Source organism: Shimia sp. R9_1 (assembly GCF_017743775.1).
GTDB lineage: Bacteria > Pseudomonadota > Alphaproteobacteria > Rhodobacterales > Rhodobacteraceae > Shimia.
This window is the reverse complement of record NZ_JAGHRN010000007.1, coordinates 104,186-121,165: the sequence shown is the minus strand read 5'-3', so window position 1 is coordinate 121,165 and position 16,980 is coordinate 104,186. Positions and strand designations below refer to the sequence as shown.

Below are 16,980 nucleotides of genomic sequence, written 5' to 3'. Positions count from 1 at the left end.
CCGACCTGTTTTAGTTGCTTTCCTGCTCACGTTTTAGCGGCGCGCAAGCACGAAAGGCCGTTTATATTTTGTTGCGGTGGGCCTCAGACTGCACCACTCCAAACTCAAAGGTCACCGAACTTCGCCTTCTCAATCTGGCGCCGCGCTTTTGCACCAAATCGCGTTTTGCGCGCTTGTTCCTTAGTGCGAATGAAATCACCCAGGGGCTGATGTGCTGCCTTCTTGAAGCGTTTAGAAGATTTTTGCAGGAAAACGTCTTCTCCCTGCTCCGGATTTTGTTCCCACATGGTCGCGCCAGCCCTACGCAATGACCGATTGGCTAGCGCTTTGCGTTTTGGCACGCTTTTTCGCGAGCCCTTATGGTTTTCACCGTAGTTGTCTCTCCTGTCCTTTTCATAAGACAGGCTTTTCTTTTCTTGAGGGCTTCTGCGCTTTTTGAGAGGCATCACATCCTAAACACGCCGAAACGTGTCTCCTCAATCGGGGCATTCAGCGCGGCGGACAGGCTCAAATGCAGCACATCGCGGGTCTTGCGCGGATCAACGATGCCGTCGTCCCACAGGCGCGCAGAGGCATAGAGCGGGTGGCTTTGCTCTTCGAACATATCAAGGGTTGGCTGCTTGAAAGCGGCTTCTTCCTCAGCGGACCATTCCCCGCCCTGACGCTCGATCGCGTCGCGTTTGACCGTCGCCAGCACGCCTGCGGCCTGCTCGCCGCCCATCACCGAAATCCGGGAGTTGGGCCACGTCCAGAGGAAACGAGGCGAATAAGCCCGGCCCGCCATGCCGTAGTTGCCAGCACCAAAGGAGCCGCCCACCAACATGGTGATTTTTGGCACTTTGGTGGTGGCAACGGCTGTCACCATCTTGGCTCCATGGCGGGCAATGCCTTCGGCCTCATATTTCTGCCCCACCATAAAGCCCGTGATGTTTTGCAAGAAGACCAGAGGAATATGGCGTTGGGAGCAGAGTTCCACAAAATGCGCGCCTTTGGCGGCGCTTTCGGAATAGAGCACCCCGTTGTTGGCGATGATGCCCACAGGGCAGCCCTTCACATGAGCAAAGCCGCAGACCAGCGTTTCCCCGAAGCGTTTCTTGAACTCATCAAAGCGGCTGCCGTCCACGACGCGGGCGATGACCTCGCGAATGTCATAAGGCGTGCGCAAACCGCCGGGGACCACGCCGAGTATCTCCTCCGGGTCATAGGCGGGCTCTTCGGGGCTGGCCCAGTCCACGGTCTGAGGCTTGGTGCGGTTGAGATGTTTCAGAGACTCGCGCGCCAGCGCGAGTGCGTGGGCATCATCCTCTGCCAGATAGTCGGCAACACCGGAAAGGCGCGTGTGAATGTCACCGCCGCCAAGATCTTCGGCGCTGACCACTTCGCCGGTTGCGGCCTTCACCAAGGGCGGGCCTGCGAGAAAGATTGTCCCCTGTTCTTTCACGATGATAGTCACATCCGACATCGCAGGCACATAGGCGCCACCTGCGGTGCAGGAACCCATGACCACGGCGATCTGGGGAATGCCCTTTGCGCTCATATTGGCCTGATTGAAGAAGATGCGGCCAAAGTGATCCCGATCCGGGAAGACCTCATCCTGCTGAGGCAGGTTGGCGCCGCCGCTGTCCACTAGGTAAACGCAGGGCAAATGGTTCTGCTCGGCAATTTCCTGAGCACGCAGGTGTTTTTTCACCGACATCGGGAAATATGTGCCGCCCTTCACCGTGGCATCGTTGCAGACCACCATGACTTCCTGGCCATGGACCCGCCCGATCCCGGCCACAACACCGGCACTGGGCGCGGCGTCATCATACATGCCATGCGCCGCCGTCGCGCCGATTTCCAAAAAGGGCGATCCCGGATCAAGCAGCCCCGCCACGCGGCGGCGTGGGAGCATTTTGCCACGGCTTTCGTGACGGGCACGGGATTTCTCCCCGCCGCCCATCCGCGCCTTTTCTGCGGCGGACTGCACGGTCTGGAGCATGTCCAGATGGGCCGCGCGGTTGGCGGCAAAATCCTCAGATCCCGTGATAACTTTAGATTGCAGCTTCATATGACCCCCAGTTATGGCGTCGCTTAGGTAGACCGCGCCAACTGTTCACGCGGATTTGATTTAGATCAGTGCGGCGGAGCCGCGAGTCGGTCACATTGCGCGCATAACCCCTCATAACGACTATGAAATGAGATCCTCCATGAAACGTATGACTTCCACGCTGGCTCTGACAGCCGCTCTGGCCGCATTTTCTGCGCCTGCTTTTGCGCAATCGCAAGGTGATTGGACCGTGGGTGTTGGTGTTGGCAATGTGAACCCGAAATCCGGCAATGGCCTGCTGGCCGGCGAAACTTCTGACTCCAGCATCGACAGCAACACACGTCCTGTCTTCACCGCTGAGTACTTTATCCGCGACAATATCGGTATTGAGCTGCTGGCGGCGACGCCTTTCTCTCACACCGTTACGCTTGCGAGTGGCGCAACCGCGGGTAAAGTTAAGCAGCTGCCACCCACCCTGTCCGTGAACTACCACATTCCGACCAACAGCAAGTTCACCCCGTTCTTCGGCGTGGGTATCAACTACACGACCTTTTTTGAAGAAGAGTCCGCGCTTGGCACTCTCGAGCTGGATGACAGCTGGGGCCTCGCGCTGAACGCAGGTGTCGACTATGCGGTTTCTGATCGCGGCGCTGTGCGTTTCAATGTGCGCTGGATCGACATCGATTCCGATGTCACGCTTAACGGCAGCGCTATCGGCAAAGCGGAAATCGACCCGATTGTGGTCTCCGCAAGCTACGTGCACCGCTTCTGAGCGCTTCACACTCTGCCATGCAGAGCGACGCATAGAGCTTGGCGAAGGGCGAACGGTTGTTCGCCCTTTTGCTTTGCGCGGACCCCGATGTGCAGCGCGCCCGACCATCAGCTCATTGCAGTCATGAGTTCGCGACCGATCAGCATACGGCGGATTTCGCTGGTGCCTGCGCCAATTTCCATCAGCTTGGCATCGCGGAAAATACGGCCCACCGGATTGTCAGACAGATACCCTGCGCCGCCAAAGGCCTGCACAGCCTGATGCGCCTGTGTCATGGCAACCTCTGAGGCATAAAGACAGCAGGCCGCCGCATCCTGACGGGTGATGCGCCCCTGATCACAAGCTTTCGCGCACTCATAGACATAGGCGCGGGCAGAATTCATCGCGGTGTACATATCCGCGATCTTGCCCTGCATCAGCTGGAAGTTCCCGATGGAGGCGCCAAATTGCTTGCGCTCCACCATGTAGGGCATGACCTCATCCAGACAGGCCGCCATGATGCCCGTGCCGATGCCCGCAAGCACCACACGTTCATAGTCCAGCCCTGACATCAGCACTGCGACGCCCTTGCCCTCTTCGCCCAGCACGTTTTCAAACGGCACTTCGCAGTCTTCAAAAATCAGCTCTGCGGTGTTGGAGCCACGCATGCCCAGCTTGTCAAAATGCGGGCTGGTGGAGAAACCCTTCATCTCTTTCTCGATGAGGAAGGCGGTGATGCCGCGCGGACCGGCGTCCGGATCGGTTTTCGCATAGACCACAAGTGTGTCGGCATCCGGGCCGTTGGTGATCCAATATTTGTTTCCGTTCAGGATGTAGCGGTCGTTGCGCTTCTCAGCACGCAGCTTCATGGACACCACATCAGAACCGGCAGACGGCTCAGACATCGCCAGCGCCCCGACATGTTCGCCTGAAATCAGGCGCGGCAGGTATTTCTGCTTTTGCTCTTCCGTGCCGTTGAGCTTGATTTGGTTGACGCAGAGGTTGGAATGCGCGCCGTAGGACAGCGACACCGATGCGCTTGCGCGGGCTAGCTCCTCCACCACGATCACATGGGCCAGATAGGACATCTCTGCACCGCCGTAGGCCTCCGGCACGGTGACGCCCAGCAGACCAAGCTCGCCAAACTCTTTCCAAAGCTCATTTGGAAACTCGTTTTTCTGATCAATCTCGGCAGCCATAGGCTTGATGCGCTCTTGCGCGAAGCGGTGCACCATCTCGCGCAATGCGTTGATGTCCTCGCCCAGATCAAAATTCATGGTGTGCGTGAACATGAGCCCCTCCTCCCATTATTGAACACTTGTTCATATAATTACGTCGACTCGCCGAGCGGATCAAGGGGGTTTCGAAAACACATGCAAAACGCGGCAAAACGCATCCGACCGACCAAACGCACGTCGCGGTTTTACGACAATGAAATCAGAGGCTTCAGGCCGCTTTGGCCTCAAGCGCCGGATAGCGCAGTCCCAAGGTGACGCCCCGCGCCACAAAGCTGATCAGCAGCGCAAGCCACAGCCCATGGTTTGCCACACCCGGCAAAAGCACCAGCACCGCACAGAGATACACCAATGCCGAGATGAACATCATATTGCGCATTTCACGGGTTTGCGTGGCGCCGATGAAGATCCCATCGAGCATCCAAGCCGCCACCCCAAGTGTGGGTGCCAACACCATCCACGGCAGATAGATACGCGCCTCTGCGCGCACCTCTGGTGAGGTTGTCATCACATCTATGATCCATCTGCCGGTGAGCGCAAACGTGAGCGACAGAAGGATCACGCAGACCACGCCCCACAGGCTTGACATCACAGAGGCTCTGCGCAGGGTTTGCCGGTCTTTTGCCCCGAAGGCCTGCCCGACCAACGCCTCTACGGAAAAGGCAAATCCGTCCAGCGCGTAGGCCGTGATCTCCAGAAACTGCAAAAGCACCTGATTGGCCGCCAGGGTCACATCGCCAAAGTCCGCTCCGAGAAAGAGAAAGGACATGAAAATGCCCTGCAGGAGCAAAGAACGCAGCAGGATGTCCCGGTTGACCGTGGCCATTTCACGCAAAGCGGCGGCGTCAAATATGCGTGCGCGCTCTTTCCATGCGGGGTTAAGGAACACATCCCGACACAACCACACCGCCAGCATGGCGCCTGTGACCTCGGCGATCACTGTGGCGGTGGCCACGCCGCCAACACCCCAGCCAAGCCCCAGCACAAACCACAAATCGAGCAGTATATTGAGCCCGTTCATCCAGAGCTGGATCGCCAGAACAGCCTTGGTCCGTTCATGCGCGATCAGCCAGCCGGTCAGCCCGTAGATTGCGATCGCGGCCGGCGCCGACCAGACGCGGATTTGCAGGTATTGCTGGGCAAGCCCCTCAACCTCTGGCGAGGCCGGAGAGAGCCAAAACGCGGCGCGGAACAGCCAGACCTGCCCAGAGATCACTAACAGGCCACCCGCAAGACCGATCATCACGGCGCGGGTGAGCATCGCAGCCACCTCGCCCTGCCGCCCGGCCCCGATGGCCTTGGCGGTCAGGCCCGTTGTGCCCATCCGCAGAAACCCAAAGATCCAGTAGAGACCCGCCAGAATGATCGCGCCGATCCCGACCGCACCGATGGGTGCAGCCTCCCCCATCTGCCCCACGACCCCGGTGTCGACCGCTCCAAGGATCGGCACGGTGGCATTGGACAGAACAATCGGCAGCGCCGTGTGCAGAATGCGACGATGGGTGATTTCCCCCACCCCGCCTGCAGACGGCGCGCTGTCAGTCATCCCGCTTAGGCATCAGAAAGTGCCCGGTGGCCTGCGCAAAAAGCACGTCGCGCTGATCCTGCCAGGCTTCGACATGAACGGAGGCATAGCGCCGGCCTGACCTATTCACCCGCGCCCGCGCATAGGCATCGCGCGGCAGACCAGAGCGGAGGTAGTCCACCGTGAAATCAATGGTTTTGGGCATGCGCGGCAGATGGCCCTCCGTGAGGCCTTCCATGGTGATCCGCCCACTTTCGATGTCATCCCAAAGGCCGGACCACGCCAGACCAATCACGGCTGTGGTTTCAAGAAACCCCGCTGTGACCCCGCCATGGATCGCGGGAAGTAGCGGATTGCCGATCAGCTTGTCGTCAAACGGCAAAATCGCGGTGAGTTCATCACCGCGACGCTCAAATTCGATGCCAAGAAAATTGATGTACGGCACGCCATGCACCAGCGCACTCAGCGCTGCATCACGGCGTTGCTTTACCACCTGAACCGGTTCCGGTCGTGCGCGGGTCATCATTTACGCTCCACTGTAAAGGCACCAGTGGCCGTGGCGACCGGGCGATCTGTGTCGTCATCCGTGGCGGTGGCGCGCACAAAGGCGACCGAGCGCGTGATGCGGTAGCACTCCGCCGTGGTGCGGATTGTTTGCCCCGGCGTTGCGGCGCGCATGTAGTCGATGCGCAGATCAATTGTGGCTGTGCCGGAGGGCGAAGACGGGTGGCACATCGCCGCTGCACCGCAGCAGGTGTCCATCAGTGCAGAAACAGCTCCACCATGCAAAACGCCGGTTTCGGGATCGCCAACAATTTTGGAATCATAGGGCAATTCCATGGACGCTTTGCCATCTCCGATGTCCGTGAGCTTCATATTGAGCGCTTTACAATGGGGAATCGCATTTATGAAATGCTCCGCCATCTTTGCCTTTTGTGAGTTCATGCTCCGCCTCCCGCAATCATCGGACTATTTATGAGCGGCAAATTCAATCAGCCGCAAGGGGGCGGTTGCTCTCGCTGCAGATGCAAACTAAGTTTGCGGTCGCAAGGAGACCACGCCAATGACTGATACTCGCCTATCTTTCAAAGAAATGTGCACCAAGTTCGATGTGACCCCGCGCACGCTTCGATATTACGAGTATATTGAACTACTGCATCCTGAGCGCTCCGGTCGCAGCCGCTTCTTCGGCCCCAAAGAGGTCGCCCGGATGACTTTGATCATGCGTGGCCGTCGATTTGGAATCAAATTGGAAGACATCCGCCAGTGGCTTCTGATCTACGAACATGAGGGCACATCGGCGCAGATGCAGGCTTTTGTGGACATGGCGGACCGCCAGTATGCAGAGCTGGAAGAACAGCGCCTTGCGTTGGAAGAGGCGATGCGTGAACTCAAAGAGCTGCGCGATGAGACCGCCGCTTTTCTTGTGAAAGATAACGGTTAAGGCGCGACGCCTAACCCCTCCATGCTGCATGATGATTTGGGCTGCGCAACTCGCGCGGCCCTTTTATTTTTGGGCGCGAGCGTTCAATCGCCTGTGTGGCCGATCATGTGAATTGCTCACAATATCAACGCAACACCCGGCGCCCTGAGCGAAATCGAGCGGATCGGATGCCACGCGCGCGCACCAAATCGTGAAATCGGAAATGATCTAACGTCACTTTAATTTATGACGTGACGTCTTACTTACGTTAACGTCAAGTGGTATAGTATCGCCATTCCCGAAGCCCATTTTGTTCCTCAACTTCCTTCAAGAAAGGACGCAATTATGAGCGAAGAAACGATGACCATCCGCGAGATGTGCGACGCCTTTGACGTAACACCTCGCACTCTGCGCTTTTACGAAGCCAAGGAACTGTTGTTCCCCATTCGAGAAGGCCAGAAACGTCTGTTCACCAAACGTGACCGCGCACGCCTGAAGCTGATCCTGCGGGGCAAACGCTTTGGTTTTTCCCTCGAGGAGATCCGCCAACTTCTGGATCTCTACGACATGGGAGACCAGCAAGCGACCCAACTGCAGCGCACCTATGAAGTGGCTCAGCAGCGCCTGCAGGACATGGAAGAACAGCGTGATGAGCTCACCGAAGCCATCGACGATTTGCGTGAGCAATTGAAATGGGGCGAGAGATTTCTCGCTGACCTCGACACACATAAAGACGCTGCGCAGTAAGCGCGCCGCCAAGACCTCCGTATCGGATCACCCAAAGGGAAGAGCCAAATGCCAACATACACCGCACCCGTGAAAGACCTTCAGTTTGTCCTTCACAACGTTTTAAATGTCTCCGGTTCCGACATCCCCGGCTACAACGAGCTGGAAGCTGACTTCACCAGCGCCGTGCTGGAAGAAGCAGGCAAACTGACCGGCGAAGTGCTGGCGCCACTGAACGTTGTGGGCGACCATGAAGGCTGCCGGCTGGAAAACGGCGTTGTCTACACGCCGACCGGCTTCAAGGATGCGTTTGAGCAAGTCAAAGAAGGCGGTTGGGCCGGCCTTGATATGCCAGAAGAATACGGTGGGCAGAACATGCCATATGTTCTGGGCACCGCGGTTGGCGAGATGTTCTCGGCCTCCAACCAAGCCTTCACCATGTATCAGGGCCTGACCCACGGCGCCGCGGCGGCGATCCTTGCCCACGGCACCGATGAGCAGAAGAACAAATGGCTGCCCAAGATGGTCTCCTGTGAGTGGACAGGCACCATGAACCTGACCGAGCCGCATTGCGGCACCGATCTGGGCCTGATGCGCACCAAGGCGGAACCACAGGACAACGGTACCTATAAAATCTCCGGCCAGAAGATCTTTATCTCAGCCGGTGACCACGACATGGCCGACAACATCGTGCACCTCGTGCTTGCCAAAGTGCCTGGTGGCCCTGAAGGCATCAAAGGTGTGTCGCTCTTCATCGTACCAAAGTTCCTTGTGGACGATGAAGGCAACATCGGCGCACGCAATGGCGTGTCCGTGGGCAGCATCGAAGAGAAGATGGGCATCCACGGCAACTCCACCTGTGTGCTGAACTATGACGAAGCCGAAGGTTACCTGATTGGGGATCTGAACAAAGGCATGCGTGCCATGTTCACCATGATGAACGAAGCGCGTCTTGGTGTGGGCATGCAGGGTCTGGCACAGGCGGAAGCCGCGTATCAGAACGCTCTGATCTATGCCAAAGACCGTCTGCAGGGCCGCGATGTGACCGGCGTGAAAAACCCGGACGGTCCAGCCGATCCGCTGATCGTGCACCCAGACATTCGCCGCTCCCTGATGGATCAGAAATCCTTTGTGGAAGGCGCGCGTGCGTTCATCCTCTGGGGCGCCACCATGATCGATAAGGCGCACCGCAGCAATGACAAGGACGCAGATGGCCTGATCTCCCTGCTGACCCCTGTCATCAAAGGCTTCCTGACCGATGAAGGCTATGACATGACCGTCAAGGCGCAGCAGGTCTACGGTGGTCACGGCTACATCGAAGAATGGGGCATGAGCCAGTTCACCCGTGATGCCCGTATCGCCATGATCTATGAAGGCGCAAACGGTGTTCAGGCGCTGGATCTTGTGGGTCGCAAACTGGCCGCAGATGGCGGCAAGCACGTGATGGCCTTCTTTGAAATCGTCAAAAACTTCTGCAAGGAAAATGGCGAAGACGAAGCGCTGAAAGACTTCATTGAGCCGCTGAAAGCCGCTTCCAAGGATCTTCAGGCCGCTGGCATGTACTTCATGCAAACGGGCATGAAGAACCCCAACGACGCGCTCTCCGGGTCCAATGACTTCATGCATCTCTTTGGTCATGTTTGCCTCGGCCTGATGTGGGCGCAGATGGCAAAAGCGGCCAATGCGGCGCTCGCCGCAGGCGAAGGCGACGCAGCGTTTTATGAAACCAAGCTTGCCACCGGCCGCTACTACATGGCACGTCGTCTGCCTGCGACCGGTATGCATCTGGCGCGCATCCAGTCCGGCGGTGACACCGTCATGGCGCTGGCGGCCGAAAACTTCTGATGCACTGGTTGGGCGGGGTCTTCCCCGCCCGCTGCTTCAGTCACTGGCGTCTCCAAGGAGAACAGATGCCCAAACGTTTTCGCCTGACCCGCCGCTTCCCGGTCGCCATGACCGAGGATGGCTACCGCAAGCTCAAGAGCTTTGCGGCAGAAGCGGGATTGGATGAAGGCGAGGCGCTGTCCTTTCTGTTTGAGAATTTTGACGCGGTCACAGACACCGATCAACTGGCGCATCGCTTGCGCCAGTTCAATGCAACTCTGGATGCGAGAAAACGGTGATGGGAGCAACTGTCGCGCATCATCTGCAAGCCTCGTTGTCAAGCCAAGCCGAAGAAGGCCTTCGGCGAGAGTATTTTTGGCAGAATGAAGTAGTGGGGCCACCCCGCAGGCAGCTTAAGCGCTCCCCTTCATTCTGCCAAAAATACTCCACGGGGGTTTGGGGGTGTGAAACCCCCAATTCACGATATGCCAAGGGGAGGACGGCATGACGATCAAACTCTATTGCTTCGGGGAATCCGGGCATTCCTACAAGGCCGCGCTGGCGCTGGAGCTGTCGGGCCTTGCCTGGGAGCCGGTGAAAGTCGACTTCTTCGCAGGAGAGACACGTGGCGAGGACTTCCGCGCCAATGTGAACGAGATGGGCGAAGCGCCTGTGCTCGTGGACGGTGACACGACCCTCACACAATCTGCGGTTATTCAGGACTATGTCTCTGAAAAATCAGGCAAACATGGCGGCCAAAATGCTGCGGAACGCCGCGAGATCCTGCGCTGGCAGTTCTGGGACAACCACAAGCTCAGCGCTGTGGCCGGAGTGACCCGATTCCTGATGCATCTGATCCCGGCGGACAAGCAGCCCAAAGAGGTGATCGCCTTCAATCAAAGCCGCCTGACCGGCGCCTATGATGTGCTCAACAAACATCTTGAGGGACGTGACTGGATTGTCGGCGACAGCCTGACCAATGCCGACATGACCTGCTGCGGCTATCTGTTTTACCCGGAGAACTTCGGGTTTGATCGCGCCGACTGGCCCAATATGGACCGTTGGCTGACCAATATTTCTGAAACACCGGGATGGAAACATCCCTACGACCTGATGCCCGGCCGCCCAAGCGACCGAGCCTGATTTCGCCTGACATAGGAGACCAAAATGACCGAAGCCTATATCTATGACGCCGTGCGCACCCCGCGCGGCAAGGGCCGCAAAGACGGCAGCCTGCATGAGGTGACTTCCGTTGCCCTCTCAACCACCGTGCTCAACAACCTGAAATCCCGCAACAACCTCGAAGGCCACGCGGTCGAGGATGTGATCTGGGGCAACGTGACTCAGGTGAAAGAACAGGGCGGCTGTCTGGCCCGTACCGCGGTTCTGGCCTCTGAACTGGATGAGATCATCCCCGGTCTGGCGATCAACCGCTTCTGCGCATCCGGCATGGAAGCTGTGAACCTCGCAGCCAACCAGATCAAAGGCGGCGCAGGCGAAGCCTATATCGCCGGTGGTGTGGAAATGATGGGCCGCGTGCCAATGGGCTCTGACGGTGCCGCGATTGCTGTGGACCCTTCCGTGGCGATGAACACCTACTTTGTACCTCAGGGCATCTCTGCAGACATCATCGCAACCGAATACGGCTTCACCCGCGAGCAGGCGGACCAGCTGGCGATGGAATCTCAGCGCCGCGCCGCGCAGGCCTGGGACGAAGGCCGTTTTGACAAATCCATCGTGGCTGTCAAAGACATCAACGGGCTGACCATTCTGGACCGCGACGAATACATGCGCCCAGGCACTGACATGCAGTCCCTCGGCGGCCTGAAACCAGCGTTCAAAGAGCAAGGCGAAGTGATGCCGGGCTTTGATAAGCTCGCAATCATGAAGTACCCGCACCTGAACAAGATCAACCACATCCACCACGCGGGCAACAGCTCCGGCATCGTGGACGGGGCTGCTGGCGTTCTGATTGGCAACAAAGAATTCGGTGAGAAATACGGCATCAAGCCGCGCGCCGTGATCAAGCAGACCGCAAAAATCGGTCTGGACCCAACCATCATGCTGACCGGTCCGGTGCCTGCCACCCAGAAAATCCTGAAGGATTCCGGCATGCAAATCAGCGACTTCGACCTGTTTGAAGTCAACGAAGCCTTTGCATCCGTTGTGCTGCGCTTCCAGCAGGCCTTCGACGTGGATCCGGATCTGGTGAACGTGAACGGCGGCTCCATCGCGATGGGTCACCCACTGGGCGCGACCGGCGCGATCATCATCGGCACGCTGCTCGACGAGCTGGAGCGTCAGGACAAAGAAGTTGGCCTCGCCACGCTCTGCATCGCCTCCGGCATGGGTGCAGCCACCATCATCGAACGCGTGTAATCCGCCGACAACAGGATAAGAGACATGACTGATTTCACAATGAACGTCAGCGACAACGGTGTCGCCATCATCACCTGGGACGTGGCTGACAAATCCATGAACGTCCTGCGACGTGACTCCTTTGGCGAGTTGGACGCGCTGATTGATGAAGTGCTGTCCAACGACGACATCAAAGGGGCCGTGATCACCTCCGGCAAGAGTACCTTTGCGGGCGGCATGGACCTGAACGTGCTGGGCACCATCCGTGCGGATGCAGGTGACGAGCCAGCGCAGGCGCTGTTTGACTTCACCATGACCGGCCACAAATTCCTGCGCAAAATCGAGCGCGCGGGTATGGATCCGAAGACCAACAAAGGCGGCAAGCCCATTGCAACCGCCCTGCCCGGCACCGCGCTTGGCATTGGTCTGGAACTCCCGCTGGCGACACACCGCATCTTTGCGGCTGACAACCCGAAGGCCAAAATTGGTCTGCCGGAAATCATGGTTGGCATTTTCCCGGGCATGGGCGGCACCACCCGCTTTATCCGTATGATGGGCGCAATGGCGGCCTCCCCCTTCTTGCTGCAAGGCAAGCTGGTAGACCCCAAGAAAGCCAAAGCAGCGGGCATCATCCACGAAGTGGTGGACGATCCAGTGGCCGCGGCAACCGAATGGGTGCTGAACGCAACCGACGCGGACATCCTGAAGCCTTGGGACGCCAAAGGCTACAAAATGCCAGGTGGCGAGCCTTATCACCCAGCAGGCTTCATGACCTTTGCAGGCGCATCTGCCATGGTCAACGGCAACACCTGGGGCGTGTACCCGGCCGCCAAAGCCATGCTGTCTGCGATCTATGAAGGCGCACAGGTGCCATTTGACACCGCCCTGAAGATCGAAGCGCGCTGGTTTGTGAACGTACTGATGAACCCGTCTTCCTCTGCGATGATCCAATCCCTGTTCATCAACAAGGAAGCGCTGGAAAAAGGCGCCAACCGTCCTGACGTTGCCGATGAGACCGTCAAGAAAGTCGGCGTTCTGGGCGCAGGCATGATGGGTGCGGGCATCGCGCTTGTGTCGGCGCAGGCCGGCATCGAAGTTGTGCTGATCGACACCTCACAAGAGGCAGCGGACCGCGGCAAATCCTACTCTGAGACCTTCCTCGACAAGGGCATCAAGCGCGGCAAGATCACCGCAGAGAAGAAAGAGGCCGTGCTGGGGCAGATCACTGCGACCACCGATCTCAACACCCTCTCTGACGTCGATCTGATCATCGAAGCGGTGTTTGAAGACGTGGGCGTGAAAGCCGAGATGACCAAAAAGGTCGAGGCGATCATTCCTGAGGATGCGATCTTTGCTTCCAACACCTCCACCCTGCCGATCACCGGTCTGGCCGAGGCATCCGTGCGCAAAGATCAGTTCATCGGCATCCACTTCTTCTCCCCTGTGGAGCGGATGGCGCTGGTTGAGATCATCAAAGGCAAAGAAACCGGCCCACGTGCCGTTGCCAAGGCGCTCGACTATGTGCGTCAGATCAAGAAGACCCCGATCGTTGTGAACGACGAGCGCTTCTTCTATGCCAACCGCTGCATCATCCCTTACATCAACGAAGGCACGATGATGGCTGGCGAAGGTGTGTCCCGTCCACTTCTGGACCACGCGGCACAGTTGCTTGGCTTCCCGGTTGGTCCGATCCAGCTGGTGGATGAAACCTCTTTGGATCTCGGCGCAAAAATCGCCAAAGCCACTATGGCTGCGATGGGCGATGCCTATCCGAAGTCCGTCGCTGACGATGTGACCTTCTGGATGGTGGAAGAAGGCCGTCTGGGCCGTAAGGCAAAGGCTGGCTTCTTTGACTATGACGAAAAAGGCAAGCGTCTGGACTACTGGGAAGGTTTCAACGAGAAGTTCCCACTTCTGGAAGAACAGCCAGAGCTGATCGACGTGCAGCACCGCCTGCTGTTCCCTCAGGTTCTGGAAGCTGTGCGCTCTTTGGAAGCGGGTGTTCTGGAAGACATCCGTGAAGGTGACGTGGGCGCGATCCTTGGCTGGGGCTTCATGCCTTGGTCCGGTGGCCCGTTCAGCTGGCTCGACATCGTGGGTGCAGCCTGGGCGGCAGAGCGTTGTGACCAGCTGACCGCGAAGTATGGCGAGCGTTTCTCCTGCCCGCCCCTGCTGCGCGAAATGGCAGAGAAGGGTGAAACCTTCTACGGTCGTTTTGGCCCGGAAGCAAAAGCGGCTGCGTAATCATCGCAGACAGATGACAAGAAGCGCTCGCCCTTTGGCGGGCGCTTTTTTGTTGTGAAAGACGATATTTAGAAAGTGCTGCGCGGCGTGATTATGCGGCGCGGCGCAGCTCTTCCAGGTTGCCATAGACGGCCTGAACCGAACCGCTTTGCAAAAGCGCCTTGGCCTCAAAGACCGGCATCAGGTTGTAATAGGCCGCGTGGCCAAAGCGGGGCTGCACACCAGCCCGCACCCCCCAGATAGATTGAGAAAACAACAGGGCACCGCCGTTGACAAACACCATCTGATCTTCGGCAAAAGCGGGCAGATAGGCTCTCAATTCATCTGCAGGCTCAAGCCGTGAAACGCCCTCAAAAACCTCCAGCGCAGCGCCGGGGATAACCGCAAACGGATCGCCCCATTTGTCGCGCACAGTCGGGCTTTCAATCAAGACGCCCTGATGCGGCTGCACGATCATGTCCTGACGGTTATCCAAAGTGCCCTTGGGCACCAGCAAGGGCCGCAGCTTGTTTGGCGTCAGCTGTTCAGGCGACAGGATCAGATCCGATGACATCGCCATAATGCGCTGAAATCCGGCGTCAAAGGTGAGCACTTCGTCACCCACACTCAGGCTTTCGACCGTTGCCCAGCCGCCGGGTGTCGCCACCCGCGTGCCTTGCACAAATCCACAGCCTGCCGTGATCAGAACAGGCCGTATCCCCGCAGCCTGTTTGCGCGCAGCCAAGGCCTTGATCGCCTTATCACGAATTGATCCCACCGGATGTTCCATCGGCACCGCGAAGTCCCCAACGCTTTCCATAAATCCACTGCACGCCCCCACTGAGGAAGCAATGCGCCCCAAATGCGATTGTTTTGTGTCAGTGTTGAAAAAGAGTGAACAATCTCAGTTGCTTAAATATCATTCATTCCAAACTTATTATAAATCACGTCCGAACGATGGCGGCGAAAAGGTGCCGCGCCGCAAATCTGCCGTGTCAAAAGCCGAATTTGGCGCTCCGCTGAATCACACTCAGTGCCGCCAGAACGCCAAAGTTTCTTGATCCAGATGCGGTTAACGGGTTTCTATTCGAAGACCAAAAAACACACCGCTGAAACGGTGGACGACAAGGAGGATGCGTCGATGGGTTGGATGGCAGATGAAACTGGCTTGGAAAAATGCGCTGCAAATTTTGTACCGCTCACACCGCTTTCGGGACTGAGACGCGCGGCGACGGTGTTTCCCAACCGCATCGCGATGGTGAGTGGTGACACCCGTCTGACCTACAAAGACTACCACGAAAGCTGCACGCGGCTGGCCTCCGGCCTTGCCAAACTGGGTGTGGCCTCAGGCGATGTAGTCGCCACGCTGTTGCCCAACGTTCGCGCAGCTGCAGAGGCGCATTTTGGTGTGCCTGCCTGCGGCGCGGTGCTCAATGCCATCAACATCCGGCTCGATGTGCACACGGTGGCCTATATCTTTGGGCACGGCGAAGCCAAGGTTGTGCTCGTAGACAGCGCTTTTGTGGCGCTTGCAGAGGCCGCCATTGCAGAAATGGACGGCGATGGCCCCACGATTGTCGAGGTGCCAGATGACGCCGCAGGCTTCCCGGCGAGCGACAGATACATGGCCTATGAGGCGCTTCTAGCGTCCGGAGATCCGGCGTTTGACTGGATCATGCCGCAGGATGAGTGGGAGAGCATCGCGCTGAACTACACCTCCGGCACCACGGGTCAGCCGAAGGGCGTGGTGTACCACCATCGCGGCGCTTATCTGAATGCGATGGGGCAGGTTCTGAGCTGGCAGATGACGCTCTATCCTGTGTATCTGATGGTGGTACCGCTGTTTCATTGCAACGGCTGGTGCCACACATGGCTGATGCCCATGATGGGGGGCACGCTGATCTGCTGTCGCGACGTTGCCGCAAAGCCGATCTTTGATGCCATCGCCGATGAAGGCGTGACCCACATGGGAGGCGCGCCGATTGTCCTCAATATGATGGTGAACGCCCCGGAGGAAGAGCGCCGCAGCTTTGATCATGTGGTCGAAGTCTTCACAGCAGGTGCGCCACCTGCCCCTGCCATATTGGCCAAGTTCGAACCCATGGGCTTCAACGTGACCCAGATCTATGGGCTGACGGAAGTCTACGGCCCTGTCACCGAATGCCTGTGGGACGACACCCGTTGGGACGGGTTGGACACAGCAGAGCGTGCTGCGATCAAAGCACGACAGGGTGTGACGATGCCCTTCATCGAAGAGGTGACTGTCACCAACGAAAAACTGGAACAGATTGAGATGGATAGCGTCTCGGATGGCGAAATCATGATCCGTGGCAACGCCGTTATGAAAGGCTATCTGAAGAACCCGGAGGCGACCCGAGAGGCCTTTGCCGGTGGGTATTTCCACTCTGGCGATATCGCAGTGCAGCACCCCGACAGCTATATCCAGATCACGGATCGCGCCAAGGACATCATCATTTCCGGCGGTGAAAACATCAGCTCTGTCGAAGTGGAGGCGACGCTGATGCACCATCCTTCGGTCAGCTTGGCGGCTGTGGTGGCCAAGCCTGATGAGAAGTGGGGAGAGGTGCCCTGTGCCTTTGTCGAGCTGTTGGAAGGTGCGGATGCGGAAGAAGCGGAGGTGATCTCCTTTGCCCGTGAGCATCTGGCGGGCTTTAAGACACCAAAGAAAGTTGTGTTTGGCGAATTGCCAAAGACCTCGACCGGCAAAATCCAGAAGTTTGCACTGCGGGAGCAGGCTAAGACCTTGTAGAGCCTCATGCCCCGCTAAGGTGCCGCTCGAAACATTTTTGCGCCAATGACATCCGTTCGGCGGATTGGCGCAAAAAGTTGCGGCATTTGGCAGAACGCTCTGGTAGACTCTGGGCA

Annotated in this window: 16 protein-coding genes; 9 read left to right on the top strand and 7 right to left on the bottom strand. The window is 58.0% G+C overall.

The features are described 5' to 3' along the window. Positions 1-104: 104 nt before the first annotated feature. Complete coding sequence (locus J7399_RS18840) at positions 105-446, bottom strand: hypothetical protein (RefSeq protein WP_209088842.1); 342 nt, start codon at positions 444-446, stop codon at positions 105-107. Further along, on the bottom strand, positions 446-2,050 hold the full coding sequence (locus J7399_RS18835) for a carboxyl transferase domain-containing protein (protein WP_209088839.1): 1,605 nt from the start codon (positions 2,048-2,050) through the stop codon (positions 446-448). The genes J7399_RS18840 and J7399_RS18835 overlap by 1 nt, the downstream gene beginning before the upstream one ends. Positions 2,051-2,189: 139 nt before the next feature. Between J7399_RS18835 and J7399_RS18830 the strand changes: the two genes are divergently transcribed. Then, on the top strand, positions 2,190-2,801 hold the full coding sequence (locus tag J7399_RS18830; protein WP_209088836.1) for an OmpW family outer membrane protein: 612 nt from the start codon (positions 2,190-2,192) through the stop codon (positions 2,799-2,801). A 107-nt stretch (positions 2,802-2,908) separates the two neighbouring features. Here J7399_RS18830 and J7399_RS18825 read toward each other — a convergent pair whose 3' ends face one another. The 4 genes from J7399_RS18825 to J7399_RS18810 form a co-directional block, all read right to left on the bottom strand. Then, positions 2,909-4,072, bottom strand: a complete 1,164-nt coding sequence (locus tag J7399_RS18825; RefSeq protein ID WP_209088833.1) for an isovaleryl-CoA dehydrogenase — start codon at positions 4,070-4,072, stop codon at positions 2,909-2,911. A 154-nt stretch (positions 4,073-4,226) separates the two neighbouring features. Continuing rightward, positions 4,227-5,561 carry an MATE family efflux transporter gene (locus J7399_RS18820; RefSeq protein ID WP_209088830.1) on the bottom strand — a complete coding sequence of 445 codons (1,335 nt, stop codon included), beginning with the start codon at positions 5,559-5,561 and terminating at the stop codon, positions 4,227-4,229. Further along, a complete protein-coding gene (locus J7399_RS18815) occupies positions 5,554-6,063 on the bottom strand; it encodes a PaaI family thioesterase (RefSeq protein WP_209088827.1) in 510 nt (169 codons plus the stop codon). The genes J7399_RS18820 and J7399_RS18815 overlap by 8 nt, the downstream gene beginning before the upstream one ends. Further along, entirely contained in the window at positions 6,063-6,485 is a 423-nt protein-coding gene (locus tag J7399_RS18810) for a PaaI family thioesterase (RefSeq protein WP_209065357.1), read from the bottom strand. Before J7399_RS18810 ends, J7399_RS18815 begins: the two co-directional genes overlap by 1 nt. A 118-nt stretch (positions 6,486-6,603) precedes the next feature. Between J7399_RS18810 and J7399_RS18805 the strand changes: the two genes are divergently transcribed. The 7 genes from J7399_RS18805 (at position 6,604) to J7399_RS18775 (ending at position 14,115) form a co-directional block, all read left to right on the top strand. Continuing rightward, a complete protein-coding gene (locus J7399_RS18805) occupies positions 6,604-6,984 on the top strand; it encodes a MerR family DNA-binding transcriptional regulator (RefSeq protein ID WP_209065358.1) in 381 nt (126 codons plus the stop codon). Positions 6,985-7,308: 324 nt separating this feature from the next. Then, entirely contained in the window at positions 7,309-7,710 is a 402-nt protein-coding gene (locus J7399_RS18800) for a MerR family DNA-binding transcriptional regulator (protein WP_209065359.1), read from the top strand. A 48-nt stretch (positions 7,711-7,758) separates the two neighbouring features. Further along, entirely contained in the window at positions 7,759-9,534 is a 1,776-nt protein-coding gene (locus tag J7399_RS18795) for an acyl-CoA dehydrogenase C-terminal domain-containing protein (RefSeq protein WP_209088824.1), read from the top strand. Between the two features lie 65 nt (positions 9,535-9,599). Beyond that, complete coding sequence (locus J7399_RS18790; RefSeq protein WP_209080043.1) at positions 9,600-9,812, top strand: hypothetical protein; 213 nt, start codon at positions 9,600-9,602, stop codon at positions 9,810-9,812. A 205-nt stretch (positions 9,813-10,017) separates the two neighbouring features. Continuing rightward, entirely contained in the window at positions 10,018-10,656 is a 639-nt protein-coding gene (locus J7399_RS18785) for a glutathione S-transferase family protein (RefSeq protein ID WP_209088821.1), read from the top strand. A gap of 24 nt (positions 10,657-10,680) precedes the next feature. Next, complete coding sequence (locus tag J7399_RS18780; RefSeq protein WP_209088818.1) at positions 10,681-11,892, top strand: acetyl-CoA C-acetyltransferase; 1,212 nt, start codon at positions 10,681-10,683, stop codon at positions 11,890-11,892. A 24-nt stretch (positions 11,893-11,916) separates the two neighbouring features. Beyond that, entirely contained in the window at positions 11,917-14,115 is a 2,199-nt protein-coding gene (locus J7399_RS18775; RefSeq protein WP_209088815.1) for a 3-hydroxyacyl-CoA dehydrogenase NAD-binding domain-containing protein, read from the top strand. A 91-nt stretch (positions 14,116-14,206) separates the two neighbouring features. Here J7399_RS18775 and J7399_RS18770 read toward each other — a convergent pair whose 3' ends face one another. Continuing rightward, entirely contained in the window at positions 14,207-14,914 is a 708-nt protein-coding gene (locus tag J7399_RS18770; RefSeq protein WP_209088812.1) for a Hint domain-containing protein, read from the bottom strand. Between the two features lie 321 nt (positions 14,915-15,235). Between J7399_RS18770 and J7399_RS18765 the strand changes: the two genes are divergently transcribed. Further along, on the top strand, positions 15,236-16,864 hold the full coding sequence (locus tag J7399_RS18765) for an AMP-binding protein (protein WP_209088809.1): 1,629 nt from the start codon (positions 15,236-15,238) through the stop codon (positions 16,862-16,864). Positions 16,865-16,980: the final 116 nt, after the last annotated feature.